This is a genomic window from Synechococcus sp. KORDI-100 (assembly GCF_000737535.1).
In the GTDB taxonomy this organism is placed as follows: Bacteria; Cyanobacteriota; Cyanobacteriia; order PCC-6307; family Cyanobiaceae; genus Parasynechococcus.
The window spans coordinates 2,122,241-2,136,788 of sequence record NZ_CP006269.1 but is presented as its reverse complement, the minus strand read 5'-3'; the positions used below and the strand labels follow the sequence as shown (position 1 = coordinate 2,136,788).

The 14,548-nt window shown below is 61.2% G+C and carries 18 protein-coding genes; 9 read left to right on the top strand and 9 right to left on the bottom strand.

Features of this window, described 5'->3' with window-relative positions; genetic code table 11:
* Positions 1 to 302: 302 nt before the first annotated feature.
* Positions 303 to 758 (bottom strand): type IV pilin protein, encoded by a 456-nt coding sequence (locus KR100_RS16990; RefSeq protein WP_081858909.1) that lies wholly within the window; start codon positions 756 to 758, stop codon positions 303 to 305.
* A 151-nt stretch (positions 759 to 909) separates the two neighbouring features.
* Here KR100_RS16990 and KR100_RS11070 point away from each other — a divergent pair, with 151 nt between their 5' ends.
* Complete coding sequence (locus tag KR100_RS11070) at positions 910 to 2,181, top strand: sensor histidine kinase KdpD (RefSeq protein WP_239420324.1); 1,272 nt, start codon at positions 910 to 912, stop codon at positions 2,179 to 2,181.
* On the opposite strand, the gene KR100_RS11065 is transcribed toward KR100_RS11070, so the two are convergent.
* Positions 2,150 to 2,863 (bottom strand): response regulator transcription factor, encoded by a 714-nt coding sequence (locus tag KR100_RS11065; RefSeq protein WP_038548695.1) that lies wholly within the window; start codon positions 2,861 to 2,863, stop codon positions 2,150 to 2,152. The genes KR100_RS11070 and KR100_RS11065 overlap by 32 nt on opposite strands.
* Before the next feature lie 82 nt (positions 2,864 to 2,945).
* On the opposite strand from KR100_RS11065, the gene KR100_RS11060 reads away from it, so the two are divergent.
* From KR100_RS11060 to KR100_RS11045, 4 genes are read left to right on the top strand one after another with little or no spacing between them, the layout of a single operon-like run.
* On the top strand, positions 2,946 to 3,383 hold the full coding sequence (locus tag KR100_RS11060) for a hypothetical protein (RefSeq protein ID WP_156098058.1): 438 nt from the start codon (positions 2,946 to 2,948) through the stop codon (positions 3,381 to 3,383).
* Positions 3,383 to 3,799 carry a hypothetical protein gene (locus tag KR100_RS11055; RefSeq protein ID WP_156098057.1) on the top strand — a complete coding sequence of 139 codons (417 nt, stop codon included), beginning with the start codon at positions 3,383 to 3,385 and terminating at the stop codon, positions 3,797 to 3,799. Before KR100_RS11060 ends, KR100_RS11055 begins: the two co-directional genes overlap by 1 nt.
* A complete protein-coding gene (locus tag KR100_RS11050) occupies positions 3,796 to 4,299 on the top strand; it encodes a prepilin-type N-terminal cleavage/methylation domain-containing protein (protein ID WP_038545889.1) in 504 nt (167 codons plus the stop codon). Before KR100_RS11055 ends, KR100_RS11050 begins: the two co-directional genes overlap by 4 nt.
* Entirely contained in the window at positions 4,289 to 4,837 is a 549-nt protein-coding gene (locus KR100_RS11045; RefSeq protein ID WP_038545886.1) for a hypothetical protein, read from the top strand. Before KR100_RS11050 ends, KR100_RS11045 begins: the two co-directional genes overlap by 11 nt.
* On the opposite strand, the gene KR100_RS11040 is transcribed toward KR100_RS11045, so the two are convergent.
* Together KR100_RS11040 and KR100_RS11035 are read right to left on the bottom strand one after the other, a co-directional pair.
* Entirely contained in the window at positions 4,807 to 5,208 is a 402-nt protein-coding gene (locus tag KR100_RS11040; RefSeq protein WP_051847480.1) for a hypothetical protein, read from the bottom strand. The genes KR100_RS11045 and KR100_RS11040 overlap by 31 nt on opposite strands.
* Positions 5,205 to 6,614, bottom strand: coding sequence for a cell wall metabolism sensor histidine kinase WalK (locus KR100_RS11035; protein ID WP_038545883.1), 1,410 nt, complete (start codon positions 6,612 to 6,614; stop codon positions 5,205 to 5,207). Before KR100_RS11035 ends, KR100_RS11040 begins: the two co-directional genes overlap by 4 nt.
* An 82-nt stretch (positions 6,615 to 6,696) precedes the next feature.
* On the opposite strand from KR100_RS11035, the gene KR100_RS11030 reads away from it, so the two are divergent.
* Both KR100_RS11030 and KR100_RS11025 read left to right on the top strand, forming a co-directional pair.
* Positions 6,697 to 7,518, top strand: coding sequence for an ABC transporter permease (locus tag KR100_RS11030; protein WP_038548686.1), 822 nt, complete (start codon positions 6,697 to 6,699; stop codon positions 7,516 to 7,518).
* A gap of 22 nt (positions 7,519 to 7,540) precedes the next feature.
* Positions 7,541 to 7,801, top strand: coding sequence for a hypothetical protein (locus tag KR100_RS11025; RefSeq protein WP_038545880.1), 261 nt, complete (start codon positions 7,541 to 7,543; stop codon positions 7,799 to 7,801).
* A gap of 23 nt (positions 7,802 to 7,824) precedes the next feature.
* On the opposite strand, the gene KR100_RS16615 is transcribed toward KR100_RS11025, so the two are convergent.
* The 3 genes from KR100_RS16615 to KR100_RS14520 all read right to left on the bottom strand — a co-directional run bounded on the left by KR100_RS16615 (position 7,825) and on the right by KR100_RS14520 (position 9,681).
* On the bottom strand, positions 7,825 to 7,995 hold the full coding sequence (locus tag KR100_RS16615) for a hypothetical protein (protein WP_204207702.1): 171 nt from the start codon (positions 7,993 to 7,995) through the stop codon (positions 7,825 to 7,827).
* A 66-nt stretch (positions 7,996 to 8,061) separates the two neighbouring features.
* Positions 8,062 to 8,751 (bottom strand): tRNA (guanosine(18)-2'-O)-methyltransferase TrmH, encoded by a 690-nt coding sequence (gene trmH / locus KR100_RS11020; protein ID WP_038545878.1) that lies wholly within the window; start codon positions 8,749 to 8,751, stop codon positions 8,062 to 8,064.
* Positions 8,752 to 8,766: 15 nt separating this feature from the next.
* Positions 8,767 to 9,681 carry an FKBP-type peptidyl-prolyl cis-trans isomerase gene (locus KR100_RS14520; protein ID WP_051847479.1) on the bottom strand — a complete coding sequence of 305 codons (915 nt, stop codon included), beginning with the start codon at positions 9,679 to 9,681 and terminating at the stop codon, positions 8,767 to 8,769.
* Positions 9,682 to 9,796: 115 nt separating this feature from the next.
* Between KR100_RS14520 and KR100_RS11010 the strand changes: the two genes are divergently transcribed.
* Positions 9,797 to 10,132 (top strand): MGMT family protein, encoded by a 336-nt coding sequence (locus tag KR100_RS11010; RefSeq protein ID WP_038545875.1) that lies wholly within the window; start codon positions 9,797 to 9,799, stop codon positions 10,130 to 10,132.
* Between the two features lie 3 nt (positions 10,133 to 10,135).
* Positions 10,136 to 11,473, top strand: a complete 1,338-nt coding sequence (locus KR100_RS11005) for a 16S rRNA (cytosine(967)-C(5))-methyltransferase (protein WP_038545872.1) — start codon at positions 10,136 to 10,138, stop codon at positions 11,471 to 11,473.
* Here KR100_RS11005 and KR100_RS11000 read toward each other — a convergent pair whose 3' ends face one another.
* Both KR100_RS11000 and chlG read right to left on the bottom strand, forming a co-directional pair.
* On the bottom strand, positions 11,474 to 13,588 hold the full coding sequence (locus KR100_RS11000) for a transglycosylase domain-containing protein (RefSeq protein WP_038545869.1): 2,115 nt from the start codon (positions 13,586 to 13,588) through the stop codon (positions 11,474 to 11,476).
* Positions 13,585 to 14,538, bottom strand: a complete 954-nt coding sequence (gene chlG, locus KR100_RS10995; protein WP_038545866.1) for a chlorophyll synthase ChlG — start codon at positions 14,536 to 14,538, stop codon at positions 13,585 to 13,587. The genes KR100_RS11000 and chlG overlap by 4 nt, the downstream gene beginning before the upstream one ends.
* Positions 14,539 to 14,548: the final 10 nt, after the last annotated feature.

The window sequence follows — 14,548 nt, the reverse complement described above, 5'->3', positions numbered from 1 at the left end:
GATTTAATAGTTCAGGTTGAATAACTGTTGTAGTCGCTGGTAAACGCTTTTTACACTGGAAGTACTGGATAAAGTTATTTATTGAAATACTATAACCTGTGATTTCATAAAGTTGATTGTTGCGCTTGCTCAAAAATGATCTTACAGCTTAGGTTCCTGAACGTGTGCTTGCTGATTTATAAGTTCAGTATTGAAATAGAAGTGTTTATGTGCGAATCGTATATTTCTTTGTCGGTAGAATATTTGCATCAGAAGTAGGCATTAGGAATTGCTTTTCTAACGCCTACACTGATCCGACTAGCTTACAGGCCAGTAGGTGTACCTTCTGTGACGACACCTGTTGAGTAGGTCATAACCCAATCCCCTGAGCCAACACCATCATTTGTGGAGTCCGCTACCCCTGCTGCGGAGATAGTCATGTCAGTTGCAGTTGGAGTGCATGTGTATGCCCAGTCGTTTTGGGGTGCTGCAGGAACTTCAATATCATCGCAAGCAGTTGTTGAGCCTGCTGCAACTGCATTTCCCTCGAGGTAAAGCATGTTGGCTTGTTTGAGACCTGCGCTTATGATTGTCTTTGCTTCGGTAAGTCTAGCTTTCTTGGTTTGATTCAAGAAATTAGGCAAGGCCACTGCTGACAGGATGCCAACGATCACGATTACGATCATCAGCTCTACAAGAGTGAAGCCCTTCTCGAGCAAGTTGCGGCGCTTTTTGCGGTTGATCAGCGCCAGCTGAAGCTTGGAATTGAGGGAGGTCATGGAAAAGTTGGTTGGATTAGGGCACCGGTGGTGCGGACATCCCAATCATTTCCACTCCCATTGGTGTTGTCAGGGAAGAATCGCTAAAGCTTCCCTAAGAGGGTTCTTAGGTTTGTTCTCAGCATCAATAAGGCCACGGTCGCTTCCGTCGTTGCGGATCTGGCTGCAGTCCACCTCGTTGCTTGCTGTGGTGGCGGGTTACAGCCTGTTGTTGTTGATCGGCAGCGCCTTTCGACAGGTTGATCGTCAACGCGACCATCAGCAGTTGGTGGACGCCATCAGCGAGCAGCTTCGCGCTCGTCCCGGCCTGGAGCCCATCGAACAGGCTTTGGGTATTGAGGTGTCGCTGCTCGAGGCGGGACAGCCACATTCTCCCGAGCTGACCAATGGCAGAGTTGGTGAACAGTGGATGGTCAGTCGCCGTTGGCTTTCGATCGCGGGCCGCTCACGACTTGTTGAGGTACGCCAGAACGTCACATCGCAAATCAAGCAGGACCGGATTGATCAACTGCTGCTGGTGGCAGCTGCCGGTGCCTCAATGTTGTTCACCTCCTTCCTGCTGCGTCTGGTGCTTCGTCGCGGGCTGGTGCTGCCCCTCGGCGATTTGAAGGATCAACTCAACAGCTTGGAAGCGGATCGTCTCGGGGATCGCATGCTGAATCCCAGCCATCAACCAGAGGAACTGCGCGTGATCGTCCTTGCCTTCAACGGGTTGCAGACCCGTTTGGCGGAAGCCTGGAGTCGCGAACGCACATTCGTTGATGGTGTGGCCCATGAGTTGCGCACCCCGATTTCGGTGATTTCTGCCCAAGCCCAGCGGCTTGATCGGGCGTCGTTGCCGCATCCATCCGCTGCTTCGGCGGGGCTGATCGCCTCAGAGGCGCATCGGATGGGTGAACTGGTGCGCGTGTTGTTGGATTTCGCTCGAAGTGATTCGGGCCGGTTGCAGCTGGAAATGCAGTTGATCGATCCCGAACAGGTGTTGGTGGAGGCCTTTGAGCGCTTGCAAGCACTGGCGCCGGAGCGTCTTCAACTGGCTGCGGCCAGCGCTAAAGCAATGCCTTTGATTCGTGTCGATGCCGCCCGCTTGCACCAAAGCCTGGCAGTGCTGATCGATAACGCCCTGAAATATTCCTCCGCTGCTGTTCTGTTGGCTGCCGATCTGGATGCTGCCAACGGAGATGTGGTGCTGCATGTGCTCGATCGCGGGCGGGGCATTCCCGCTGCGGAACGCAGCGTTGTGGTGCAACGTTTTCAGCGGGGGCACAGTGCTGTTGGCACGCGCGGTAGTGGCATCGGCCTCGCCACTGTCACGCTGTTGATGGAGGCGATGAAGGCTGACTTGCGGATCGCGGATCGCGATGGTGGTGGGGCTGACCTCCAGTTGCGCTTCAAGGCTTCGGCTCCCCCACCCGCGCCATGAAGCCTGCGCCACGGATCGTGTGCAGCAGCTGCGGTTGGCCGCTGACTTCGACTTTTTTGCGTAGGTAACCCAAGTAGACGTCGAGGGTGTTGGGGTCCCCCACAAACGGAGCACCCCAGATGGCCTCGAGGATCGATTGGCGCGATTGCACCGCATCGGCATGGCGCACAAGATGAAGCAGCAGGTCGAATTCCCGTTGGGATAGAGAGATTTCACGATCGCCTCGGGTCACGCGTCGGTCGATCAGCTGGATCTGCAGATCGCCGAGGCTTAGCTGTTCTGATGCTGAGTCGTCGGATCGCTGATAACTGCCACTGCGCAGCCGGGCCCGCACGCGCGCATGCAGTTCCTTGAGGTTGAAGGGTTTGGTGAGGTAATCGTCCACGCCGGCATCAAGGGCGTTGACCCGTTCGTCGACGTCGTCCCTTGCTGTGAGCATCAGCACCGGCGTGGTGTTGCCGCTGCTTCTGAGCCGACGGCACACTTCAACGCCGGAAAAGTCAGGCAACGTCCAATCCAGCAGCACCAGCTGAAACTGTTCCTGCCGCAGTCGCAGCAGGGCGTCCTGACCGTTGTCACAACCACTGGTCTGATACCCCGCGTCAGCAAGCTCTTGCACCAGAAAGCGGAGCAGCTCCGGGTCGTCATCGACGATCAGCAAGCGGGCCCCTTCGTCTCGCAAGGCTTCGCGGCAACACGGCAACACTAAGTCGCTTTGGGCGGGGAACCCTCAGAAGCATTACCTCGTGACTCAAGCCATGGTGATGCCACCGCCCACAAACGCTGAACAGGGCTTTGCCCTGCCGCTGGCCCTGACAACCTCCTTGCTGCTGCTGCTCAGCAGCCTCTCGTTGCAGACCCTGGCATTGCATGGCCTGCAACGGGGTCGCCATCACTGGCAGATCGCCTCGCGCAGCGATGCGATTCACTCGGCAGTAATGAAGTTTGCCCAGCGCAGCCGCGCCGAGCAGGCGTGCCTGCTGGCCTGGCCGTCGGACCACTGGTCCCAGCTTGATGACTGCCGTGGCGCAGATCCTCAGCAACTGCTCTCGGGTGAGGTGGATGGCCAACGCTGGACCCTGAAGGATTGGCAACCGACCGGCACCAATGGCCAGCTGGTTCTGAGCAGCCCTGATTTCGGTGAGGCCACCGTGCTGCTGAAGGTTTCCCCCGGTGGGGCCTGGCTGGGAGGGCAGGGTTGATGACCTTCAGCGAAGTGCTCGTGGCCGCCGTGGTGCTGGGCATCAGTGGCCATGTGAGTGTTTCAAGCTGGTCCAGAGCTGCAGCAGCAGCCGGTCGCGGCGAAACTCTGCAGCAGATGCTGCATCGATCAGATGAACATCTGCTGGTCATGCGCCGTCTCTTGAGCCGAGGTCCCGGCGATCGTCTCCTTGCTGCAGGGAATGCCTGCCGCTTCAACGCTGCGCGCTTGAGGGAGCGGCTTGAGCCCCTTCAGGCTGATGCGTCTGATCTGATCACAGAGCTGAGCATTGATGCCGCTGGCGATGGTGTCTGGCTGCAGCTGACCCTGAGGCAACCCGGCGGTCAGCCGCGGTTGAAGCGACGTCTGTACGTCACTCCAGCCGGCCTCGGGCTCTGTGAGCAGGGGGAGCCATGACCCGCGGTTTCACCCTCGTGGAACTGCTCGTGATTGTCGTGCTCCTTGGCGTATTGGCGAGTGTGGCCTTGATTCCGCCGGGCCCTCAGCGTGAACAGCTGGAGCTGGATGCGGCCCTGCGTCTGCTGCGGGTTGGGCTGGATCGCGGACGCCTGGCGGCTGAGCGCCAGGCGGAGCCCTGTGGCCTCAGTCTGGGTCCCGATGGTTGGCATCCGCCTCGCCATGGCTCACTGCCGGTTTGCCGAGCCGGGGTGACACGTCTCAGTGAAACCGCAGAGAGCCCGGTGCAGCTGCGCAGCAACCTGCCGGAGCTGGTGCGTTTCAGCAGCAATGGTCTGGTGCTCGATGGCGGCTTGGTGGTGCTGTCCCATCCAGCTCTGGAGCGCAGCGTCTGTCTGGTGATCAGCCTGCCGTTGGGGATCACGCGAACGGGTCACTACGCCACCGCGTCAGGCCAGGCCCTCAGCAGCTCCCGTTGCCGGCCCCCTGATGAGACCTGAACGGGTTGATACCGGCTTCACGCTGGTGGAACTGCTTCTGGCAGCAGGGCTTGGAGCCTTGATCTGCAGCCTGGCACTGCAGCTCCTGGCTGGTCATGCCCTTCAGAGCGGTGCCCTGGCGCAGCGCTGGCAGCAACGGCGCCTGCAGCGTCGCACCCTGCAGTTGCTCAAAGCAGACCTGGCCCAGGCGGATCACTGGCAGCTGAGGCCGCCCTTGAATCCGCAATGGCCATGTTCTCTCGGCACACGGCAACCACTTCTCGCCATCCATTCAGCTGATGGCTCACCAGCGGTGGTGTACAGCCTGGGGGCGCCGCCGTCGGCGATCTGGAGACGCCAGGTGCTGGTGCGCTGTGGCCCCTCGTTTGATCTGCAGGGCCGGCCCAACCGCCGGGGTGCCTACCAGAACCGTGTGGTGCTGGACCAGGTTGAGGCGCTGCATCTGGAACAGGATTCCGAGCGGCCGCTGCTCAGGCTCGAGCTTCAGCAACGGCTGCCGGGATCGGATCAGCTGCTGCGGTCGTCGGCTGTTGGTTGAGCGCCTGTTGGTTGAGCGGCTGTTGATTGAGCTGGGATCGCTTGGGGCTCGAGCAGGAAAAAGGCCACCACGCTGAGTTCCGCTGCGGCCAGCAGCACGTGATCCAGCCAGCCGAATTCCACGCCCATGCCCATCGCGGTGATCCAGCTGTTGACCACCACCATCACAACGGCGAACACCCCCAACAAAATGGTGGGGATGGCTTGCAGCTGGCGGCGGTCGTTCCAGAGCGTGAACAGCAACGGCAGCAGCAGCAGCGTTGACGCTCCATGCAGGATCCGCATCGACACATCGCTGTGCAGGTGCGGTGTGATCGCTGCCCACAGATTCACCGGGATCAGCAGGGAGCAGAGAACCAGATAACTGATCATCGGGGCAGGCTCACAGTGAAACAGCTGCCCTCGCCGAGGCGGCTACACACACCAATCGTGCCGCCCATTCCTTCCACCAGCAGCTTCACCACGGACAGTCCCAGGCCTGATCCGGATCGTTCCGGGGCATTGCTGGCGCGGTGGAAGCGTTCGAACACCATCTCCAGTTCGTCCTGCGGGATGCCGATGCCCTGGTCGATCACATCGATGCAGAGGACTCCCTCGCCGAGATGCATCACGAGCCTGATGGGTCGATCGGCCGGCGAATACTTGTCGGCGTTCTCGATCAGATCCAGCAACACCTGCCGCAACCGACCTGGGTCGGCCTGGGCGACGGAGTCGCGTTCATCGGGATCGGTCGGTAATTGGAGCTCCAGGGGCCGCTCGAGGGTGCTGCGGGCCATATCGGCCACCTGCTCCAGTTGATCGGCGAGATGCACGGGCTCGTTCTGGATCGAGAGTCGCCCGGAATCACCACGGGAGAGATCCAGGAGGTCGTCCATCAACCGCCGCATCCGGATGCTCTCCTCCTCGGCTGTGCGCAAACCACGCACCTGGGCCTCGGTGAGGTTGTCGCCCCGCTTGACGGTTCGGTTGAGGTACCCCTGAACGATCGTGAGCGGAGTGCGCAGTTCATGGCTCACGGCACTGACGAACTGCCGCTGTTGACTCCAGGACATCGACAGACGTTCGAGCAGGGCGTTGTAGGTGCGCCCCAGCTTGAGCACCTCCACAGGACCCCGCTCCAGGGGCAGGCGGGCGGAGGCCAGGGTTTCCGCGGTGACCTGATCGGTGGCTGCATTCAGCTGCTCTAGCGGCTGCACGATCCGCCGCACCAGCCAGCTCACGGCCAGCAGCGTGACCACCAGACAACCGCTCCAGATCAGGATCATCAGCGCCAGGTAATCGCTGAGGGCCTGTTGGTTGGTGCTCACCTCCTGGCTGATCCAGAGCCTGGCTCCGGAGGGGTAGCGCTCGACAAGTTCCGTCAGATAGAGCTGATCACCCAGCCGGATCAATTCCTGCCGTCCGGTGATGCGCTCTGGGTTTTCTCCCATCGCTGCCCGAATCGCCCTGTCTGAAATCTCCAGGTGATCGCTCTGCGGCAGCACCAGCGATCCATCGGGGTTTTCCACCCAGAGGCTGGTGCGCATGCTCGAGTGCAGCAGCAGCTCCTGCTGAACGAAGTCCCTGCCGGTGCCTCCCTTGCTGATGCAGGCCTGAATCGATGCCGCGCTGCGCCGCAGTTCCGAGGCGTTGTTCTGAATCAGGTTGCGCTGGCCGGTCCACAGCCCCACCGATGAGGCTCCGGTGAAACCCACAAACACCGCCAGGTAGGTGGCCAGCTGGAGCTGACCCTGCAGGCTGCCGAGCAGCTGGTCGCGCCAGGACGGTGATGACTCCATGGCGACATTTTCATCATGGTCAGGGGACAATGCAGAGATTCACAAGGAGCCCTTGGCGACAACCCCCAGCCTGTCCACCCGCATGGCCCGGTGGGGGCTGGTGATTGTGGCCATTTACGCCGCTGTTGCTCTGATCACCCCGCTGTTGATGGCCCTGGGCCTGCTGCCCGATGCCAATGCGGGATTGAGCAACCCGATCTATGAGGCTCCCAATCTCAGTCATTGGTGCGGCACGGATCGCCTGGGCCGTGATGTCTGCGTGCGCACCATGGCCGGCAGCGGTGTCGCGCTTCAGGTGGTGCTGCTGGCGGTCGGTCTGGCTCTTCTGATCGGGGTGCCTCTCGGCATGGTGAGTGGCTACCTCGGTGGCGCCGTCGACCGTTTGCTGGTGCTGCTGATGGACACTCTCTACACCCTGCCCGTGCTGTTGCTCTCCGTGGTGCTGGCGTTCCTGCTGGGAAAAGGGATCCCCAATGCCGCTGCAGCGCTGTGTGTGGTGTACGTCCCGCAGTACTTCCGGGTGGTGCGCAACCAGACCGCGCAGGTGAAAAGTGAGTTGTTTGTGGAGGCTGCTCAGTCGCTCGGGGCAGGTCCTTTGTGGATTCTGCGGCGCTATCTCTTCCGCAATGTGATCACCTCGGTGCCCGTGCTGCTCACTCTCAATGCCGCCGATGCCGTTCTGGTGCTGGGGGGACTGGGCTTTCTTGGACTGGGATTACCGGAGACGGTGCCTGAATGGGGTGGTGATCTCAACCTCGCGCTGGCGGCGGTGCCGACCGGCGTCTGGTGGACAGCCCTCTACCCAGGACTGGCCATGTTCATCCTGGTGTTGGGCCTATCGTTTCTTGGCGAAGGGATCGAAGCCTGGGTGAGCGGCGGCGAAGGCCGACCCGCGTCAGACTGACGGAATCCCTGCACTTGGGTCCATGCCCTGGTGGATCAGCGTCGTCTTGATCGGTGTGGCCGTGGGCCTGTGGTTGAAAGGCCGGGATAATTCCGACGACGTCATCGGTTTGCTCGAGAAACTGCTTGCGATCACAGCGGCTCTCGTGGTGCTGTTGTTTGGCCACAGCCTGCTGCTGGAGATGCTGATTCTGGTGGCGGCCATCAATCTCCCCCAGGCCGGACGTGAGCTCGCGCCCAGACCCAGATCGCGGGAGAGTGACAGCGTGTTGATCCACTTCTGAGGGGGATCCCAGGCTGTTCTGATTCAGTTGGTCGGCTGCTTCACCTCGCGGATGGAAATCCTGCAGGAGGAGGGGAAAAGGGCATGGGCTGCCTCCACGGCGTCGCCGAGATCCCTGGATTCAAGCATCTCTTCCCCCCATTCATTGCCGCAGTGATAGGTGACAGCGAACTGATGCAGTGGCTGTTGATCCATTGCAACCTCGATGGGTGAATACAGTTATGGCTCAGTGTTCCGTAGGATACAAGACGTTCCTTTGGATCAGCAGCGCAGCTTTACGTTGCGGGGTAGGTCCTCCATCAGTTCGCCCTTCGCGTTCAGCTTCGGGTAGGGGCGATTCTCCCGGCGACACCAGTCCGCCACCTCCGGGTAGGACCATTCGAACAGGAGTTCTGCATAGCGATTCGGCGTCAGGCCCTCCCCAGCACTGGGGGCTGTTCCGTTCTGCTGCCGTTGGCGCAGGGCCTCGAACAAGAGCGTGGCGCTGGCCACGGACACATTCAGGGACTGCACCATGCCGCGCATGGGGATGAACAGGGCTTCATCCATCAGATCGCGGGCCCGATCCGTCAGGCCCCATTTCTCGGCGCCGAGCACGAAGGCCGTTGGCCCTGTGAAATCGCATTCGCGATAGTCCTTTGCATTCACACCGAGGTGGGTGCCGTACAGCCGAAAGCCTTTCTCCTTGAGGTGCTCAATGGCGGAGGTGATGTTGGGATGGTCCCGCAAGGCCACCCATTTCTGGCTGCCCTGAGCGGTGCTGTTGAAGGTGCGCGGACGTCCGTCCAGACTCACGGCGTGGGCTTCCAGTGCCCCCACTGCGTCACAGCTGCGCAGGATCGCCGAGAGATTGTGGGGTTTTTCCACGTGCTCGAGCAGCACCGTGAGATCCGCCATGCGGCGATTGAGCACGGATTTGAGCCGCTCAAACCGGCGCGGCAGCAGGGGCATGTGTGAAGGCGGGCGTCAGAGGATCAGATTCGAGCCCTTCAGGCTCTTCACCCCAGGCAACTCCACAGCGAAATCTGCCGACTGGTCGCCGTCGATGTCGACAGACAGGGTGTTGTTCTTGAAACGTATGTTGCCGGCTGCACCGCTGAACGGGTCAGTGCCGATGAACTGCAGCTCATCGGCCATGGCCCTCAGCTTGATCTTGTCCTTCTTGCCGAAATCGAGGATCCGATCCCCTCCGCCGTTTTCCGCAAGTGAATCCTCCACGTCGGTGTAGATGAAATGGTCTTTCCCATCTCCACCGATCAGCACATCAGCTCCGCCCTGACCCATCAGCTGGTCATTGCCAGCCATGCCGATCAGCAGATCAGCCGATTCGTCGCCGTCCAGTCGGTCGCTGGTCTTCAGGCCGATCTTGACCTGATCGATGGCTTCAAAAGTTTTTTCGTTCAGGCCAAGCTTCTTGGTGTTCAGGCCGATGTCCTTGAGGTCGGGGAAGACAGGGGTCTGTTTCCCCTCCGGGATCGTGGCCAGCAGTTCCACCGTGAAGCGCAGGGGGCTGTTGGGGGGAATTCCACCCTGAGAACCTTCTTCGCCATAGGCCTGATCCGCAGGGATGGTGAGCTCCAGGACCTCACCGATGCGCCGGCCGTTCAGACCTTTGTCCCATCCTTCAATCACTTGCCCTGCTCCGATGATGAAGTCGAAGGGACTGGACTGTGGCGGCAGGATTGGCTCGCCATCAGCAGTGAAGAAGGTGGTCGCAGGGATGGCTGGCGCGAAGCTTTCGAAGTTGTAATTGGCGTCGAACTGTTCGCCATCCAGAAATGTTCCGGCGTAGTTCACCAGCAGGTTGTCGCCCTTGGAGACCTTGGCTCCCTTGGAGGACCGCAGCACTTTGGTCGTCAGCTTTTTGACGTCTTCGGACATGGATCAGTTCCCGGCCTTGTCACTTTGATCAGGATCTCCCGCTCTGCCGCTGCCGGACGGGCGGTTTGCCGATCAGCTTGGGCTGGTCCTGTCACGTTTTTGGCATCGTCCTGTCATGGCAGAGAAGGGTTTTGATCGACGTGTGTGGAGTGCGGTCGCCCGCATCCCAGCGGGACAGTTGGCCACCTACGGCCAGATCGCCGATCTGATCGGGGCCTGGGGGTGTGCCCGCCAGGTGGGCTGGGCTCTGCGCAGGCTCAAGTTGCCGTCGGATGTTCCCTGGCATCGGGTGGTGAATGCCCAGGGCCGTATCTCGATGAGCCTCAGCCGCGAAGGGAGCGACTGGATCCAGCGAGAACTCTTGTTGGCTGAAGGCATCCCCGTCGACGCCCAGGGTCGCCTGCCCTTGCGCCGGTTCCTCTGGCGGCCGGACGCTAGTTCTGGAGATTGATGGATGGCCCTCTTGCCCCCGAAAGCGATCACCGGTCTGGCATCGCGGCGATTGGCCTGGGAGGTGTTGCTGGCCGTTGCGGCAGGGGCCTACGCCGATGTGGCTCTTGAACGGGCCTTGCGGGACAGGCCACTTCAAGGGCAGAACCGGGGGTTGGCCACCGAGCTTGCCTACGGCGCCATCCGCCGCCGCCGCTGGCTGGATGCCTGGCTGGATCGGCTGGGCAAAGTTCCCGCGCTGAAACAGCCGCCCAAGCTGCGATGGCTGCTGCATCTGGGGTTGTACCAGTTGTTCTGGATGGAGCGGATTCCAGCGTCTGCTGCCGTGAACACCAGTGTGGAGCTGGCGAAATCCGTGGGGTTGGCGCGCCTGGCTCCTGTGGTGAACGGACTTCTGCGGGGTGCCTTGCGTGCCCGCGAAGCCGGCGAGGGTTTGGAGCTGCCGGCGGACCCAGCCGCTTCACAGGCTCTGCAGCATTCCCTGCCGGACTGGTTGACAGCCCTACTGATCCAGTGGCGAGGCCAGTCGGAGGCTGCCACGGTCGCCAGCGCCTGCAACCAGGTGCCGGCCCTGGATCTGCGGGTCAATCGACTCAAGGCCAGCCCGGAACAGGTGGCTGAAGCCCTGGCGGCTGTGGACATCGCCACACAACCGATTCCCGGCTGCCCGGATGGGCTCGAGGTGCTGCACCACAACGGCGATCTGCGTCGTTGGCCCGGGTATGACGAGGGCCATTGGTCAGTGCAGGATCGTGCAGCCCAACGAGTGGCCCCTCTTCTGTTGCCAGCCCCTGGAGAGCGCATCCTTGATGCCTGCGCAGCACCCGGAGGCAAGGCCACGCATCTGGCGGAGCTGATCGATGATCAAGGTGAACTCTGGGCGGTGGACCGCTCCGCCGGTCGTCTGCAACGGGTCGCTGCCAATGCTGCGCGTCTCGGCATCAGCAGTGTGCAGGCGCTGGCTGCCGATGCTGCTGAGCTCGCCTCCACCCGGCCGCAGTGGCAGGGCTACTTCCAGGCGATCCTGATCGATGCTCCCTGTTCAGGGTTGGGCACCCTCGCCCGTCATCCCGATGCCCGCTGGCGAATCACACCGGAGGCGATTGAGGCATTGCTGCCCCTCCAGGCTCAGCTGCTCCGCAGCCTGTTGCCGCTGCTCGCTCCCGGAGGGCGCATGGTTTACGCGACCTGCACGGTGCACCCAGCGGAAAACGCTGAGCAGATTGCAGCCTTGCTGAAAACATCTTCGGAACTCACGCTTGCCTGTGAACAACAGAGCTGGCCGGGCGACTCTGAGGGCGGCGACGGGTTTTACTCAGCTGTTCTGCAAAAGGTCAGCTGATCAGCGGTCCTGAACCTGGGGCACCAGCCAGTTGCGCGGGCCCTCAGCGGCTGGTGGAGGTGGTGGCTCATAGGCCGGTGGTGGTGGAGCCTCGAAGGCCGGTTCCGGAGCCGGAGAGGCTGGAGGCGCGTATCCAGGTGCCGCCGCAGGCGGAGGTGCCGCAAAGGGCTCGGTGGAGTAGTCCGGTGGTGCGTAGGGCGAGTCCTCGAAGCTCGGAACTTGCTCGTACTCGTAGCCGCGGTAAGGCGCTTCCTGGTTGCGCTTGGTCTTCTCCTTTTTGCCGGGTTGCTTGGACTTCTTCGTCAGCACGGGCTTTTTGGGGAAGTAGCTCACGGGGATTCCCCCCTTGATCTTGATCATGAACTGTTTCCAGGCCCAGGCCGCTTCGCCGCTATTGCTCTTGGTTTCGCGATTGTTGTCGTATCCGAACCAGACCGCAGTGGTCAGCTGTGGAATCGAGCCGATGAACCAGAGATCACGACCACCTTCGGAGGTGCCGGTCTTGCCGGCAACCGGTCGGTCATCAAGCTTGGCCGCAATGCCGGTGCCACCAGTCACCACACGCTGCAGCATCCAGTTCATGGCGTCTGCAACGTCACTGTCGAGAGCGCGGCTGCCGCGATCGCCGTCAACACGACGGCTCCAGAGCACTTCTCCGCCAGGCCCCCGGATTTCCTCAAATGGCGTGGCCTTCACGAAAACGCCCCGGTTCGTCACTGCGGCATAGGCCGTGGCCATGTCGAGGACGGTCTGCTCGTAGGCGCCGATCGCCATTGGGTAGTACTTACCGAGCGGACGGCTGGTTCCGATGTTGAAACCGTTGGCGATATCAATGATGGCGTCAAATCCCACCTTGTCCTGAAGTTCAACGGCCACAGTGTTGAGAGAGTTCTTCAGGGCGTCGGCAAGCGAGACCTTGCCCAGGTACTTCCCTCCGAAATTTTTGGGGCAGTACTTTCCCCAGCAGCGGGCCTTGTCAATGAAGATGGTCTCCGGCTTGATGCCGCTGTTCAATGCCGCTGCATACGGGAACAGCTTGAACGTCGACCCTGGTGATCTCAGTGCCTGCGTCGCCCGGTTGAACTGGCTCTGGCTGAAGCTCCTGCCGCCCACCATCACCCTGACCAGTCCGGTCCCCGGTTGGATCGACACCAGAGCTCCCTCGGTGTCGGACGGTGCGTTGCTGCGTATCACTTCTCGCGCTTTGGTCTGCCAGTCAAGATCGATACTGGTCCGGACCTCCAGACCCCCCACCTCCAACTGATCCAGGCTGAGGATCTTGGGCAGCTCCTGAGCCACCCAGCTGGTGAAGAATGGCGCTGCGCTGTTGAAATATTTTGGTGTGGCGGGTTTGAGGTCAAGGGGGCTGTTCCGGGCCAGTGCGGCCTCGCCCGCGGTGATGAACCCTGACTGCGCCATGCGGTCGAGCACAATGGCGCGTCGCTGTCGGGCGATGTCCGGATTCACCAGCGGTGAGTACACCGACGGTGCCGGAGGCAGTCCCGCAATCAGGGCGGCTTCGGCGACCGTCAGCTGATCGGGCTCTTTGCTGAAGTAGATCCAGGCGGCATCGGCAACGCCATAGGCGCTGGATCCCAGATACACATAGTTGAGGTACTGCTCGAGAATCTGCTGTTTGGTGAGCTGGCGCTCAAGTTTCATCGCCAGTGCCGCCTCTTTGAGCTTTCGCGTGATGGTGCGGTCTTGGCTGAGAAAAACGGTGCGGGCCAGCTGCTGGGTGATCGTGCTGGCTCCCTCCCGCACAGCCCCCTCCTTGAGATTGGTCACCAGAGCCCGCGCCACGCCCCAGGTGTCGATGCCGTTGTGCTCGTAAAAGCGCCGATCTTCGGCTGCGATGAAGGCCTGCTTCACCAGCAATGGCATTTTCCCGGTCTTCACCTTCTCCCGGGTTGCAGGGCCCAGCTTCTGAATCACCTTTCCATCACTGGCCAGCAGAGTGATGGTTCCTGGTCGATTGAAATTGGCGATCCCCCGAGAATCAGGGAGGGTTGAATCGACGATCTGGACCACAGCCCTGGTGCCCAGGGCTGCACCAACGCCGATGGCGGCGGCGGAACCAGCAATCAGAACCCAGTGCAGGCGGGTGCGGCTCACATCACCTGAATCAAAGGGCTGTGGCCGATGGCCAAGGCAGTCACCAACATGCCCAGAACGAGAAAAGGCTGGGCACTGGCCTGATATTTCACGTCGAAGGCAACGGGATCGCGCAGCAGCCAGATGTCCTGGAAGGTGATCTGAGGCACAACCAGCAACACCAACAGAACCGCCGCGAAATGTTGACCGATGACGATCAGAACGGCAACCATGGCCAACTGAAACCCGTCGATCATTCCGGCACTGATCCAGCTCGCACGCTGGATGCCGAACACCACCGGCAAGGACTGCAGACCGAGGGCGCGGTCACCCTCTACGCTCTTGAAATCATTGACGACGGCAATCCCAAGGCCGGCCAGGCTGTAGGCCAACGTGAGCAGGGCCGTGCTCCAGGTGAGCTTACCGAAAAGGGCTTGTCCAGCCCACCAGGGCAGAGCGATGTAACTGGCCCCCAGGGCGTAGTTGCCCAGCCAGCCGTTCTGTTTGAGCTTGAGCGGGGGAGCCGAATAGATGTAGCTCACAAAGGATCCCCCCAGTGCAAGCAGGAGAAGAAAGGGCGTGCTGTGGCCCGCCCATTGGTCCAGCCCCCAGGCCACGCCCAGACCTGCGATCAGCAGCACCCCGATCTGCACCTTCACCTGCAGCAGTGGGATCGCTCCGGAGGGAATCGGCCGGTAGGGCTCATTGATCGCGTCGATCTCCCTGTCGTAGTAGTCGTTGATCGTCTGGGTGTATCCAGCCAGCAACGGGCCGCTCATCACCATGCAGGCGATGGCTGCCAGCAGGTGATCGAGCTTCCACTGGTAATGACCACTGGCGGCGGCACCGCAAATCACACCCCAGATCAAGGGAATCCAGGTGACCGGTTTCATCAGCTGCAGCCGCAGCTTCCAGATGTTGCTGGTGCCCGAGGCACCCTTCATTCCGAGGAGCTGGCGGGCGTCACTCACAGTTTGCGGC

Coding starts and splice junctions, on each gene's coding strand:
- KR100_RS16615 (WP_204207702.1), bottom strand. CDS start 7,995: ATGGATCAACAGCCACTGCATCAGTTCGCTGTCACCTATCACTGCGGC.
- KR100_RS11035 (WP_038545883.1), bottom strand. CDS start 6,614: ATGGAGTCATCACCGTCCTGGCGCGACCAGCTGCTCGGCAGCCTGCAG.
- KR100_RS11050 (WP_038545889.1), top strand. CDS start 3,796: ATGACCCGCGGTTTCACCCTCGTGGAACTGCTCGTGATTGTCGTGCTC.
- KR100_RS11060 (WP_156098058.1), top strand. CDS start 2,946: ATGCCACCGCCCACAAACGCTGAACAGGGCTTTGCCCTGCCGCTGGCC.
- trmH (WP_038545878.1), bottom strand. CDS start 8,751: ATGCCCCTGCTGCCGCGCCGGTTTGAGCGGCTCAAATCCGTGCTCAAT.
- KR100_RS11005 (WP_038545872.1), top strand. CDS start 10,136: ATGGCCCTCTTGCCCCCGAAAGCGATCACCGGTCTGGCATCGCGGCGA.
- KR100_RS11045 (WP_038545886.1), top strand. CDS start 4,289: ATGAGACCTGAACGGGTTGATACCGGCTTCACGCTGGTGGAACTGCTT.
- KR100_RS11055 (WP_156098057.1), top strand. CDS start 3,383: ATGACCTTCAGCGAAGTGCTCGTGGCCGCCGTGGTGCTGGGCATCAGT.
- KR100_RS11030 (WP_038548686.1), top strand. CDS start 6,697: ATGGCCCGGTGGGGGCTGGTGATTGTGGCCATTTACGCCGCTGTTGCT.
- KR100_RS14520 (WP_051847479.1), bottom strand. CDS start 9,681: ATGTCCGAAGACGTCAAAAAGCTGACGACCAAAGTGCTGCGGTCCTCC.
- KR100_RS16990 (WP_081858909.1), bottom strand. CDS start 758: ATGACCTCCCTCAATTCCAAGCTTCAGCTGGCGCTGATCAACCGCAAA.
- KR100_RS11010 (WP_038545875.1), top strand. CDS start 9,797: ATGGCAGAGAAGGGTTTTGATCGACGTGTGTGGAGTGCGGTCGCCCGC.
- KR100_RS11025 (WP_038545880.1), top strand. CDS start 7,541: ATGCCCTGGTGGATCAGCGTCGTCTTGATCGGTGTGGCCGTGGGCCTG.
- KR100_RS11040 (WP_051847480.1), bottom strand. CDS start 5,208: ATGATCAGTTATCTGGTTCTCTGCTCCCTGCTGATCCCGGTGAATCTG.